The sequence below is a fragment of the Streptosporangium sp. NPDC023825 genome (genome assembly GCF_040639575.1).
GTDB lineage: Bacteria > Actinomycetota > Actinomycetes > Streptosporangiales > Streptosporangiaceae > Streptosporangium.
Window position 1 is genome coordinate 32779 of record NZ_JBFAAE010000049.1, and the last position, 12440, is coordinate 45218.

The following is a 12440-nucleotide window of genomic DNA, read 5'->3' on the forward strand; positions in this document are numbered from 1 at the left end:
AAAGTTCAAAAAGCTTCTTGCACTTAGTTCAATACGTGGTCTACGTTCGCCTTGAACTTAGTGCAAGTCGCTGTGGCGCCCCGGAGGCGCCCTGACGAAGGAGACCGGCCGTGAACGTTCTCGTAGCCCTCATGCAGTTGCTCGTCGCCGCGGCCTTCCTGAGCATCCCGCTGGTACGGCACCGCTACGGGGCCACCGCCATGGCCGGCGCGGAGGCAGAGCTGGAGCGCCAGGGGGTGCGGACCACCGTCCTGGCCGAGAACGGGATGAGGTTCGACGCCGGCGGCCACGAGACCGCCGTCCCGGCCACGGTGGCCGCGGTGATGGTGGCGCTGGCCGGGATCAACCTGTTCGGCGGCGACTGGGCCCGGCCTCTGACCCTGACCCTCCAGTCCCTGGTCCTGGCCGGGAACTGCCTCATCCTCTACAGCCAGCTGACGGCCGAGACGTCCGTACGGGCCGCCTTCCGGCGCAAGGGCGACCCGATGCTGGGCCGCGTCGACGTGCCGGCCCTGCTCAAGGCGGCCGAGGACGGCTTCCCCGCCTGGACGTGGACCCTGCAGAACGTCCGGCACGTCGTGGTCTTCGGCGCCTCGATCCTCGCCCTGGCCGCGACGCTCCTCGCCTGACCGCCCCCGCCGGCCGGGGCGCGAGGGCTCCCGCCCCGGGCACCCCCGCAGAACGCGACCGGCCGGCCGCCGCACCGCTCCGGCCGGGGACGGCGGGGAACGGCCGATACCCGGCCGATACGTGACCGAGCGCCGGCGCATACGCGGCCTCGACGGGACCGATGTCCGATTCGCTAAGGATGACGGCCATGTTCTCTTTTCGAATGACCAGCGCGCTGGCCGCGGTCACCGCATCCGCGATGGCGCTGACCGGATGCGGTGGCGCGAGCGCGCTGGCCGGACCGCCCGCGTCCGCCACGCCGGGCGCGCGAAGCGCGGGCGACCCGCTCTTCGCCTACCTGGGCAACGGCGGCTACGACGTCGGCTCCTACGACGTGAGCTACGACTACCGCCGCGGCACCACGAAGATGGACGCCTCGGTGCGGATCAGGGCCACCGCGACACACGCCCTGTCCGGCTTCAGCCTGGACGCGGCGGTAGAGAAGATCACCAAGGTGGCCGTGGATGGCCGCCCCGCCGGCTTCCGCGTCGCGGGAGAGAAACTGCTGATCACACCCGGGCGGGTGCTGCCCCAAGGCCGGCCGTTCCGCGTGGACGTCTCCTACCGCGTCGACCGCGCCGCCAACCCGCAGTCCCCCGCCTTCCCCAAGGACGAGAAACCGCACCGCACCGCCTGGGTCGACAAGAAGGACGGCTTCGCGGTCATGGGACAGCCGGACCGAGCTCACCTGTACTTCCCCGGCAACGACCATCCCGGTGACAAGGCGAAGGTCACCTTCCGCATCACCACCCCGAAGGACCTGCAGGCGGTCGCCAACGGAACCCTCCGCTCACGCACGCAGAAGGCCGGGCGCGTCACCCACGTCTTCACCACCCGCGACCCCATCCCGACCCACGTCGTGCAGGCGGCCGTCGGCCGTTTCACCCTGATCGAGGGCACGGGGCCGCACGGCCTGCCGCTGCGCAGCCACGTCGCCACCGCACAGGCCGCCAAGACCCGCGCCCTCGTCGACGACATCGCCGGCCAGATGGCCTGGATGGAAAAGCAGGTCGGCCCCTTCCCCTTCGAGACCTACGGCGTGCTCGGCGTGCCCGGCGGCTACAACGGCGTCGCCCTGGAGAGCGCGACCATCTCCACCTACGCCGTGGAAAACCTGACCGGCACCGACCGTCAGGGCCGGGTGACCACGCAGGACACCCGGGACGACGCGATCACCATGGTCCACGAACTGGCCCACCAGTACTTCGGCGACGCCGTCGCGGTCCGCGACTGGAACCAGATGTGGATCAGCGAGGGCCACGCCGAGTTCTACCAGCTCCTGTACGCCGCGGAGAAGGGCTGGCGCGACCTCGACGACCCCGCGCGCGGCCTGCGCGCCCGCTACGAATTCGACGGGGAAAAGCGCGCCGAGTCGGGCCCTCCGGGAAAGCTGAAGCACGCGCGGGACGTGCTGGTCGGCACCAACACCGCGGGCCTGCTGATGCTGTTCGGCCTGCGGGAGATGGTCGGCGAGGAGACCTTCCAGCGGATCGAGAAGACCTTCTTCGCCGAGTTCCGCGGCCGCTCGGCGAACACCCGGGACTACGTCAAGGTCGCCAACCGGGTGAGCGGCAAGGACCTGACCGGCTACATCAACGGTTGGATCTACGACGCGAAGACCCCGCCGATGCCGGGCCACCCGGACTGGAAGCCCACGGCGTAACCGGCTTCCCCGCCGGCCCCGCACCCGCCGGTGCCGCTGTGCCGGCCCCGCACCCGCCGGTGCCGCCGTCAGCCTCGGGGGCGACGGCGGCACCGGCACGATTCGGGCGATCTCACCTGGGGATGGAGCACTCCCACCACGAATCGATGATTGAGCAGGTCAGTGCGGGTAGTACCCCTTGCACGACCTTCACAGCAACCGTTCTGAGCCTGGCAGACACGTCGGTAGCCCCCCGCTGAACGCCACGGACGGCACTCACGTAAGGGGAACCGGACATGCACACCGAGCAGCGGGACCACTGGCCGATCAGCACCGACCTGATCGGCATGCGCCGGCACCTGTACCGCCACATGAGCCAGGTGGGGCTGGCCGGGACGCGGCGCGACGACCTGCTGCTGGCGGCCAACGAGGCCGTCATCAACGTGCTGGAACACGGCGACGCCGCCGGCAGCGTGAGCGTCTGGCGCGAGGAGACCGACCTCGTCGTCGAGGTCGTCGACGACGCCGGACGCCTCACCCCCGACCAGGCCGACCGCCGCCGGCCCGGCCCCGGCGCGGTCCGCGGGTTCGGGCTGTGGCTGATGGGCCGGCTCTGCGACGAGTTCACCATCTGCCAGAGCGGTGGCCGCTCCCGCGTCCGGCTGCGGATGCGCCTGCACGCCACCTCCGGCGCCGGATAGCGCGGCCGGCGCCCGCCGTCCCGCGCGCCAGGCGAGCCCGGTAAGCCCGGCGAGCCCGCGCTTCCCGCACGGACCGCCGCCGGACTCAGCCCAGGCGCGTATCAGGCTCCGCGGAGAGCCCGGCCGTGAGCATCAACGGGGTGGCGACCCCGTGCCGGGAACCCGCGTCGGCGAGGAAGGCGGCCAGCCACCCCAGAGCCTCCAGCGACCACTCGGCGAGGGTGCCGTGGAAGGTGACCCGATGATGAGCGGGCCCGAGCCACACCTCGTCGATGACGGCGGGCTCCAGGACCAGATCGTCGTCGTCCGTCACGGAGACCGCGTCGCACCGGAAGACGTCCTGGTCGAACTCCCGCACCCACCGGAGTATCCCGGGCGCCGCCGAGCGGACGGACGGATCCTGCCCGCCGTCCAGCGTCACCCGCACCCGTGCTCTCAGGCGCGGGTCACCGCCGGCGAACCAGCCCGCGTCCTGGAGCAGGGGCATCACGGCGCCCGCACCCGGCGACGCGTCGAGGCTCTGCACGGGCAGCAAAAGCTGGACCGCCCGCAGATGAGCGGTGCCGATACGCGCCACGACGTCGTCCGCGCACGACAAAAACGCCTGCACCGGCAACGGCCGTCCGTCCGGAACCGGTCCGGTCAGCGACACCTGGAACCACGCGACGCGCGGCGGCCGCGACCGCGGGGCCGGCGCCGGAGCCGGGTCGTGCCCGGCGTCGTTCATCCCCCACAGGCCGCCGACCGCGTTCTCCTCGGCCTCGGTGAGCCACCCCATCGCGGACGACCTCGCGACGAACAGGCTGTAGGCGTCCGACGAGGAGGAGGCGACGAGAGGATCCCGCCACGGGTGCACCACCAGCTCGCCGTACAAAGCCGCGAACATGGTGCTGTCGGGTCTGATACTCACGTCGCCCCTCCCGAGTCATCGCCTGCAGTAGATGTTCTGCCCCGGGGTGAAGAGCTTGCCCGGGTCGTCGGCCAGGCCGACCAGGTCCACGTCGACGACGCTACGCCACCCCGTCAGGCTGCCGTTGCTGCAGACCGCGCGCCCTGTCGCGCGGTTGCCGGCCCCGCCGCCGGACCTCACCGTCGCGCTGCCCGCCGTACCGGCGTTCCTCCAGGTGCCGTCGGCGTAGTACTGCTGCAGCTGGACCGTGACGATCGCCAGCGTGGCGTTGCAGTTGCCGTTGATCCACCAGCCGTGCCCGGACGCCTCGAAGGCGGACCCGGAGATGTGGACGTAGTCGCCCATGGTCTGGAAGAAGCACACCGCGGAAGGCGCCCGGCCGTTGTCCGGGGACCCCGAGTTCCTGGAACTCGCCTCGCCGCCCGCGGGGGCGGGCGTGGGAACCGGGGCGGGCGCGGGCGGCGGGGCGGACCGCTCCGGAACCGCGACCGCCGAGGCCTGGGACATCGCGAGAAGCATCGCGCCCACGATGCCGGCCGTTGTGGAGATCCTGCGAAAAGGGTTACGCATGAACCGCACCTCCGAGCTGGGTCGAGCGGGATCAGGGATTTCCGCGCACCCCCTGACGGGCGCGCCCCTGACGGCGGTTGAGAACGCGCACGGCGCTGACCTCGATCGGCGCGCCGAGCGTAAGTAAAAGTGTCATCGCCATTCCGCCGTGTCAAGAAAATTAAAATCGCTTGGTAGCGTTTTGTTGCTATACGACATTCGATTTCACATATATCCCGATAGGTGGCAGGAGAATCGCTTTATCGGGAATTAAGCGGCGATTACTCAAAGGCTGGAAACGGAAGGGGATTTCACGCGGAGAATCGCCGGACCCTGGGGAGCCGGGGCTCGGACGGCGACCGGACGGCCGGCCACGGCAAGGAGGCTGGCGAACCCCTGTTGCCGTGACCGGCCGTTCCGACGCGGGTGGTCGGACGCGGGTGGTCACGAGGTGGCCACCAGGACCCGGACGCCGTCGGCCTGCGCCCTGCAGGCCGACGGCCTCCGCGTTTCCGGCGTCCCACGCTGTCGAAGGTTTTCGGGGTGTGCGAGACGGGGCGAACACCAACCGCTCGCCTTTACAATGTAGATCAAAAGATCTGGCCGGCGGGGCAGGCGGCGAGGAGCGTGATCGGGCCCGGCGGGTGTCAGCCGCCGAGCCCGGGCAGCACCTCGGCGCCCAGCCGGCGGATGTTCTCCAGGGTGCGGGCGTGCTCGCCCGCACCCTCGACCATGAGGATCAGGTGTTCGAGCCCGGTCACCTCGCGGGTACGCCGGATCGTCTCCACGCAGTGGCCGGCGTCCCCCACCGGATGGACGCCGGTCAGGAAGTCGACGTACTCCCCCACGTCCCGCACGGGCCGCCGCCGGCCGTCCACCGGCACGTACCCGGCCAGGCCGGGCTCCAGCCAGCCGGGCATGGCGGCCTTCACCTCCCGCACGGCCGCCCTCGTCGAGTCGGCCACGTGTCCGACGACGGCGGCCACGTGGCGGATCGCACCCGCGCCCGCGCCCGCTTCGACACCCGCTTCCGGTGGGAGCGGCGGCGCGGGTGGGCGTGCCGCGTCGTATCCGGCGAGCATCGCCGCCTTGCCCGCGTCGTCCATGTGCATGCCGAGCAGCATCGGCAGCCCCCGCTCGGCCGCCAGCCGCACCGTCTCCGGTGAGGTGCACGCCACCACGGGCCGCATCGACGCCGCCGGCACCATCGCGACCTCGCGGAAACGGAAGAACTCCCCCTCCGCCGACACCGTGCGCCGCCCCAGGGCCCGGCACAGCAGGTCGAGCGACTCGGCGAAGCCGCGCTCGAACCTCGCCAGGCCGGTGCCGAACACCTCCAGGTCGACCCAGGGCCCGCCCCTGCCGACCCCCAGCGTGAAACGCCCACCGGACAGGTGGTGCAACATCGCCGCCTGCTCCGCCAGTGCCACCGGGTGCTGCGTGGACAGCACGCTCACCGCCGTCCCCACCCCGATCGTCCGCGTACGCCCGAGCGCCACGGCCGCCAGCGTGGCCGCCGACGGGCAGAGCCCGTACGACATGAAGTGGTGCTCGGCGATCCACGCGTCGTCGAATCCCGCCTCCTCCGCGACCTCGATCGCCTCCACGCAGTCACGCAGCACCTGTCCCTGCGGCCGGCCGGGGAAACCCGCCGCGACCAGGAAGATTCCGATCCGCATCCTGCTCACGCCCTCTCCCGTAGGGGCCGGGTCCCGGCGCCCGCCCGGCCGGTGGCCGGCCGCCCCCGCCGGGTGAAGGACTCCCGCTCCCGCCCGCCTCCCGGAGATGCCGACATCTCGCAGGCCCTCCCTCTGACCCGTCGCGGCGCGGAGAAGGCCGCGCGACTACCCCTTCTCCGCGGCCTTTCCCGGCCGGTTCCGCGGCAGGACGCCGACGAGGAGCACTCGTTCGGGGATCTCGTGTCCGGCCGGTCGCTTCGCGAGGCTAGAGATCACGTGCCGGATCCGTCAAGGTCCGGCGGAAGGCGCGGCACTGGATTCGCGAGGCCCACCGCGTGATGGAGGCCGGCCAGGCCGGGGGCAAGATGGTGGTCGTCAACACCCGAACGGCAACGAGCGTGACCTGCCGGACACGGCCAGAAGCCGGCCGCGATCACCGTCCCCGGCCGGAGCCCCTCTCGCGTGCGGCGAGGTCGAAAGGGATCTCCGGGAAATCCTCGGGACGTGTCGATCCGGCCGCGCCCCGTTCGTCGTCATGGTGTACGGCAGCCCGCCGAGCGAGAACACGAAGGAGCCAGATCGTGAAGTACATATTGCTGATGTACGGTGCCGCGACGGCCGACGGGGACGACCAGTGCGACTTCGAGGAGTGGGTGGTCTACGACAAGGCGCTGAAGGAGGCGGGGGTCCTGGTCTCCGGGCACGCGCTGAAGGACGTGAGCACCGCCACGACGATCCGGATCGGCCCTGAGGGCGAGCGGATCGTCACCACCGACGGGCCGTTCGCCGAGACCCGCGAGATCCTCGGCGGCTACGACGTCATCGACGTGCCGAACCTCGACGTCGCGCTCGACTGGGCCGCCCGCTGCCCCGGCGCGCGCCACGGCGGATCGGTCGTGGTGCGGCCGATCGACGAGTTCGAGGTCTGACGGTGACGGGCGGGGGGGCGCACGAGCGGGCCACCGATGCCAGGTCGTCCGTGGAGTCGGTGTTCCGCGAGGAACGCGGCCGGCTGCTCGCCTCCCTGGTCCGCCGCTTCGGCGATCTCGACCTGGCCGAGGAGGTCGCCTCCGAGGCCGTCGAGGCGGCGCTGGTGCACTGGCCGGTCGAGGGGGTTCCGCTCAAGCCGGGGGCCTGGCTGCTGACGACGGCGCGGCGCCGGGCCGTCGACCGGCTGCGGCGGGACCGGGCCTACGCCGCCCGGCTCGCCGTCCTGCAGGTGGAGGCGGACCGGGCCGACCCCGCCCCGCCCGCGGACGCGGACGGCGATCTCCCCGACGAGCGGCTGCGGCTGTTCTTCACCTGCGCCCACCCGGCCCTTCCGGCCGACGATCGCACGGCCCTGACCCTGCGCTGCCTCGCCGGGCTGACGACGCCCGAGGTCGCGCGGGCCTTCCTCGTCCCGTCCGCGACGATGGCCCAGCGGATCGTGCGGGCGAAGAGGAAGATCCGCGAGGCCCGCATCCCGTTCCGCGTGCCCGGCGCCGACGAGCTGCCGGAGCGCCTGCCAGGGGTGCTCCAGGTCATCTATTCGATCTTCACTGAGGGGTACGCGGCCAGCTCGGGCCCGGACCTGCAGCGGCTCGACCTCGCCGGGGAGGCCATCCGGCTGGGGAGGATCCTGCGCCGGTTGCTGCCCGCCGAGCGGGAGGTCGCCGGCCTGCTCGGGCTGATGCTGCTGGTCCACGCGCGGCGCGAGGCCCGCACCGGCCCGGGCGGCGAGCTGGTACTGCTCGACGACCAGGACCGCGGCCGGTGGGACCGCCCCATGATCGAGGAGGGCGGTGACCTGGTGCTCGTCGCGCTGACCGGCGGGCCGCCGGGCCCGTACGGGGTGCAGGCCGCGATCGCCGCCCTGCACGACGAGGCCCCGGACGTCGCGACCACCGACTGGCCGCAGGTCGTGGCCCTCTACGACGTGCTGCTCGCCCTCGCGCCGTCCCCGGTGGTCGCGCTGAACCGGGCCGTGGCGGTGGCGATGCGCGACGGGCCGGAGGCGGGCCTGGCACTGCTCGACGAGCTGGCCGGCGAGCCCCGGCTGCGCGACCACCACCCCTACCCGACGGCACGGGCGGACCTGCTGCACCGGCTCGGGCGCCTCCCCGAGGCCGCCGCGGCCTACCGGGAGGCGCTCGGCCTGGCCGGCACCGACCCCGAACGGGCGCACCTGCTGCGCAGGCTCGGCGCGGTCGAGACATCCGATCCCGGCGGCACGGCCGGCACCTGACGGCGGGACGTCTCCCGGCCGTCGCCATCACCCACGCACACGACCGAGAAGAGCCGTACATGGACGACGAAGAGATCTTTTCCTGGACAGCGGACGAACGGCTCGGCCTCGCCGCCCTGCTCGACGAGCTCGAAGATCACGAGTGGGCGGTGGCCTCCCTGTGCCCCGGCTGGACGGTGCACGACGTGGCCGCCCATATGACGCTGTCCACGCACACCCTGTTCCTCGACACGCTCAGGGGCGTGGTCCGGACGCGCGGCGACATCAACCGGGTCTTCGCCGACCAGGCGCGGGACCGGGCGGCCAGGTTCGGGCCCGCGCAGCTCGTCGCGCAGCTCCGCGAGACGGCCGGCTCGCGGCGCCGCGGGCTCGGCTCCCGTCCGCTGGACACGCTCGTCGACGTGCTGGTGCACGGGCAGGACATCGCGCGCCCGCTCGGGCGCGTGCGGGAGATGCCCGCCGAGCGGGCGGTCGCGGGGCTCGGCCGCGTCCTGGGGACCGGTTTCTACGGCGCTCCCAGACGTCTACGCGGCACGAGACTGGTCGCCACCGATCTGGACTGGTCGGCGGGCGAGGGCCCGGACGAGGTCCGGGGCCCGGCGGGCGATCTCCTCCTGCTGGCGACCGGGCGGGCCGCGGGGCTCGCGGGCCTGTCCGGTCCGGGTGTCGAGCGGGTCGCGGCCGTTCTGCAGGCGAGAACTCTGTGAGCAAGAACTCCGGGGACGGGAGCTCTACAGGGTGAGAGCCCTGCAAGGGGTGCCGGTGATGCCCACCGCAACCGAGGAGGCATCAGCCGGGGAGCGGCTGTTCGTCACTGAGCCGGGCGGCCGAGATATCGTCGCAGGGCTTCTCGCCCACCTGGAACGAAGGGCCCTCGATCGACCGCCTTCCGCAGTTCGAGCTCCGTGAGCCAGGCATGCCAAGCGATCTCGGACGGATCTGGAGCCAACGGCTCGGCGATCAAGGCCTCGTGCACCCCGAACCAGACAGGGCCGATCCCGTCCTGGCACAGGAACGTGAACAAAGAGCGGACCGGGACGCCGGTGCCCAGTTCCTCGAGCAGTTCGCGGGCGGCCGCGTCCTCATACGATTCGCCTACGCCCACGGCGCCGCCGACCATGACGTCATAGTGGCCGGGAAAGCGGACATGCTCCTCGGCCCGGCGCAGCACGAGGATCCGCCCCATCGGATCGCGGCAGATCGTCGTCGCGATCCGATGCATCCACCGCCGACGCACCGCCTCCGCGCGCTCCACGACTTCCAGCACGCGGTCCTGTTCATCCACCCGCTCGATCAGCTCACCCATGCAGCACACGGTCGCAGACGCCACTGACAACCCGGCTTGGGATCACCCCACTACGTCGAGCGGCTGCGAACCGGTACGGCCGGAGTACACCGGAAACACACCGAACAGCGCGCACGCCGGCTGCGAAGGCGCGGCGCGCCGCAGGAGTGGATCGACGACGCGCCGGCGGACGCGGCACAGGGCCGGGAGCTGATGTCGGCCGTGTTCCACGCGGTCGGCGCGGACCACGCCGAGCTGGCGGGACGCGTGCTCACGTGCGTCCGCGGACGCACCACCATGTCCGGCTGGCGCCAGACCACCGTTGACAGGACGACGCTCATCTTCACATCGGTCGCCGGCCTGTGGTGTGTTCCCGCTGTGTTCCGGCCGGACCCCAGCAAGATCGGCTCGGGCATTCGGTTCTTGATGAGGGCCTCACCCGCCTGATCGTGGATGGCATCGTCATCGCCACCGGCCGCTGCAGGCAGATCAGTCCGTCGCTTCGCGGACGTCCTTTCCCTGCTCGGCGAACGCCTTGAAGTCCTGCATGTGCCGGCGCGACTGCCTGCGGAAGGCGCCGGGCATCAGAAGTCCCACCAGCTTCATCAGAAAGCCGCTGAACCGGTATTCGTTCTCGCTCTCCCAGAGCGTCGTTTCCGGACCGGCTTCGGTCAGCCGGTCGCGCGCGGCGTTCCACATGCCCTCGCCGACGATCTCGCGGTCGAAGTGAACGACGCTCGTTTTCGGGATCTCGCGCAGGTCTGCCGGTTCCCGGCGCGTGATGGTCTCGGTGCACTCGATCGTCCGCCGGCCCATCTGCATCACGACCCGCGACGTGGTGCCGAGTTGCCCGTGCTCCCCGCTCAGCGGCTCGTGCAGCACCAGGCCCCGCAGCCATTTCGGCAGGTGTGCCGGGTCGGTGAGCAGCTGGACCGCCTTCTCCCGCGGCAGGGCGATCTCGATGGAGACGGTGTGTTTCATGGGCGCATCATTCTTTTCCTCCTAGGTGTGGGACAGCGTGCTTTCGTGCTCCTCGGCTGAGGGCCCTGCATTCTGTGTCCGTGAGGTGAAGGGCAGAGGTGTGATCTGCGGTTGGGTGCCGGAGGGCGCGTTCACGTGCAATCCCGGTACGCACCGATGAGATCACGCAGTGTGAGGGCCGCCCTCCGCCTGGCGATTCGTCATTCTCATCGTGGGTGCGAGCATCGAGGGTGCCGGAGCCCACCGCAGCGGGAATGTCAGGCCGGGTCGGGTGCGTAGAACGTGGTGGTTGCCTCGACTGCGGCCGCGACGTGCTCCGGTTCGCCACCGGCGGCCAAATGAGCCTGGCCCCAGGCTGCGGCGCTGCGCCGGCTGAACTCGCGTCCTTCGGGCGACTTCTCGAAATCCTCGTGGTCGGCGATCTCACCATCGGCCAGGAACCGGGCCAGGGTGAGCAGAGCCAGGTCCCAGCCGACGCCGCCGGCGCCTGGGCCATAGGTGGGGAAGGAGGGCTCCCCGATGAACGCCGCGTGGATCAGCTCGAGCTCCGTGTCGCCTGCGGGGCCCGGGACCAGGCGCACTTCCACCTCGCTCGTGCCGGGCCAGGCGTCGGCGTCCAGCCCGTAGAGCCAGGACACCTTGAGCAGACGCGGCGGCTCGCACCGGAGGATGTCGCCGTGCTCACCACCGTCCAGCTCGAATTTTCCGCCGAGCCGAAGGTCCCCGGTGACCGGCTTCAACCAGCGGCGCAGCCGCTCGGGGTTGGTGATGGCCTCCCACACGTCGTCGATCTCCGCGTCGTATCGACGCCGCAGCTCCACGGTGTACGCCTCGCCGGCGGGCACTTTGCTGTTGCCCATCGCCCGGTGCACGGCGGCCAGCTCGTCCAGTACGTCTTTCATGTCATACCTCTGTCGGTGGTGGATCAGTTTTGCCCGTATCGGTGCCGGACCCGGCCCGCCGGGTGGGTTCCCCACTGGCCCGCACCGACGCGAACCCGCTGTCACGCAGCACACGCGGATGTCGAACGTGTGCACGACGGAGATCGTACCGGCCTACACTTATATAAGTAAAGAATGATATCTTGGCGCCGCATCGGCGGCACCGCACAGGTTGACCCGCAGAACGCCCGATGAGTTCCCAGAGCGGAGGGGACGCGTTCCTGGACCTTCTCCTCGAGTCCACCGACCTGCGGTTTCTTAATCCGGTACCCCTGGTGCCGCCGGCGCGCCGGTCTCCTCGGAGATGACCTGTCCGTGCCGGATACGGTCGGCCTGGCGGGCGTGCCGGGTGACGGTGGCCCGGAGGAAGTCCCGGATGAGCACCAGCTCCTCCTCGGTGTGACCGGCCAGCCCGGCTTCGTCCTCCTCGCTCAGCTGACCCCAGATCTCCTGGGCGACCCGCTCGGCCTGGGGCGTCGGCACCACCCGCACCTGTCGCCGGTCCCGCTGGTCCCGGACCCTTTGCGCGTACCCCGCCCGCTCCAGCCTGTCGATGGCGATGGTCGCCGCGCCGGGGGACAGCTTCGCGGCCACGGCCAGCTCCCCCGCCGTCATCGGACCGAGCGCGAACACGCACCCCATGCAGCGCATGTCGGTCCGGTTGATTCCCAGGCGTGCCGCCGCGGCCTCGTCCACCGCGTCCGAGACGTTCTGCAGCTCCATCATGGCCACCTGGACCTCGTCCACCAGGGACTTCCATTTTTCTTTTGACATTTAAAATTTCTAACTACTAGACTTCTTGACAGTCGAATCATATACCGATCTTCCTGGCAACACACCCCTCCCGGGCCCGCCG

14 protein-coding genes are annotated in these 12440 nt (G+C 71.1%); 7 read left to right on the forward strand and 7 right to left on the reverse strand.

Going from position 1 to position 12440, the window contains the following annotated elements:
* Window positions 1-110 precede the first annotated feature (110 nt).
* The 3 genes from AB0G15_RS31660 to AB0G15_RS31670 all read left to right on the forward strand — a co-directional run bounded on the left by AB0G15_RS31660 (window position 111) and on the right by AB0G15_RS31670 (window position 3012).
* Complete coding sequence (locus AB0G15_RS31660; protein ID WP_362846800.1) at window positions 111-629, forward strand: hypothetical protein; 519 nt, start codon at window positions 111-113, stop codon at window positions 627-629.
* 188 nt (window positions 630-817) lie between these two features.
* Window positions 818-2332: a M1 family metallopeptidase gene (locus tag AB0G15_RS31665; RefSeq protein WP_362846802.1), complete on the forward strand. Its 1515-nt coding sequence runs from the start codon at window positions 818-820 to the stop codon at window positions 2330-2332.
* A 275-nt stretch (window positions 2333-2607) separates the two neighbouring features.
* On the forward strand, window positions 2608-3012 hold the full coding sequence (locus AB0G15_RS31670) for an ATP-binding protein (RefSeq protein WP_362846804.1): 405 nt from the start codon (window positions 2608-2610) through the stop codon (window positions 3010-3012).
* 85 nt (window positions 3013-3097) lie between these two features.
* On the opposite strand, the gene AB0G15_RS31675 is transcribed toward AB0G15_RS31670, so the two are convergent.
* From AB0G15_RS31675 to AB0G15_RS31685, 3 genes are all read right to left on the reverse strand, one after another.
* Window positions 3098-3922, reverse strand: coding sequence for a hypothetical protein (locus AB0G15_RS31675; protein WP_362846806.1), 825 nt, complete (start codon window positions 3920-3922; stop codon window positions 3098-3100).
* A gap of 15 nt (window positions 3923-3937) precedes the next feature.
* On the reverse strand, window positions 3938-4492 hold the full coding sequence (locus AB0G15_RS31680; RefSeq protein WP_362846808.1) for a hypothetical protein: 555 nt from the start codon (window positions 4490-4492) through the stop codon (window positions 3938-3940).
* Between the two features lie 626 nt (window positions 4493-5118).
* On the reverse strand, window positions 5119-6150 hold the full coding sequence (locus AB0G15_RS31685) for an LLM class flavin-dependent oxidoreductase (RefSeq protein ID WP_362846858.1): 1032 nt from the start codon (window positions 6148-6150) through the stop codon (window positions 5119-5121).
* 581 nt (window positions 6151-6731) lie between these two features.
* Here AB0G15_RS31685 and AB0G15_RS31690 point away from each other — a divergent pair.
* From AB0G15_RS31690 to AB0G15_RS31700, 3 genes are read left to right on the forward strand one after another with little or no spacing between them, the layout of a single operon-like run.
* Window positions 6732-7079, forward strand: a complete 348-nt coding sequence (locus tag AB0G15_RS31690; RefSeq protein ID WP_362846810.1) for a YciI family protein — start codon at window positions 6732-6734, stop codon at window positions 7077-7079.
* A gap of 2 nt (window positions 7080-7081) precedes the next feature.
* The gene (locus AB0G15_RS31695; RefSeq protein WP_362846812.1) at window positions 7082-8377 is read left to right on the forward strand and encodes an RNA polymerase sigma factor; all 1296 of its coding nucleotides are present in this window, start codon (window positions 7082-7084) and stop codon (window positions 8375-8377) included.
* A gap of 59 nt (window positions 8378-8436) precedes the next feature.
* Window positions 8437-9084: a maleylpyruvate isomerase family mycothiol-dependent enzyme gene (locus tag AB0G15_RS31700; protein ID WP_362846814.1), complete on the forward strand. Its 648-nt coding sequence runs from the start codon at window positions 8437-8439 to the stop codon at window positions 9082-9084.
* 104 nt (window positions 9085-9188) lie between these two features.
* Here the strand turns inward: AB0G15_RS31700 and AB0G15_RS31705 are convergent, their stop codons facing one another.
* Window positions 9189-9683: an NUDIX domain-containing protein gene (locus AB0G15_RS31705; protein ID WP_362846816.1), complete on the reverse strand. Its 495-nt coding sequence runs from the start codon at window positions 9681-9683 to the stop codon at window positions 9189-9191.
* A gap of 36 nt (window positions 9684-9719) precedes the next feature.
* Between AB0G15_RS31705 and AB0G15_RS31710 the strand changes: the two genes are divergently transcribed.
* Window positions 9720-10109 carry a hypothetical protein gene (locus AB0G15_RS31710; RefSeq protein WP_362846818.1) on the forward strand — a complete coding sequence of 130 codons (390 nt, stop codon included), beginning with the start codon at window positions 9720-9722 and terminating at the stop codon, window positions 10107-10109.
* Between the two features lie 42 nt (window positions 10110-10151).
* On the opposite strand, the gene AB0G15_RS31715 is transcribed toward AB0G15_RS31710, so the two are convergent.
* From AB0G15_RS31715 to AB0G15_RS31725, 3 genes are all read right to left on the reverse strand, one after another.
* Window positions 10152-10643 (reverse strand): SRPBCC family protein, encoded by a 492-nt coding sequence (locus tag AB0G15_RS31715; RefSeq protein WP_362846820.1) that lies wholly within the window; start codon window positions 10641-10643, stop codon window positions 10152-10154.
* A 257-nt stretch (window positions 10644-10900) separates the two neighbouring features.
* Window positions 10901-11545, reverse strand: coding sequence for an SRPBCC family protein (locus AB0G15_RS31720; RefSeq protein WP_362846822.1), 645 nt, complete (start codon window positions 11543-11545; stop codon window positions 10901-10903).
* A gap of 297 nt (window positions 11546-11842) precedes the next feature.
* The gene (locus AB0G15_RS31725) at window positions 11843-12358 is read right to left on the reverse strand and encodes a MarR family winged helix-turn-helix transcriptional regulator (protein ID WP_362846824.1); all 516 of its coding nucleotides are present in this window, start codon (window positions 12356-12358) and stop codon (window positions 11843-11845) included.
* Window positions 12359-12440: the final 82 nt, after the last annotated feature.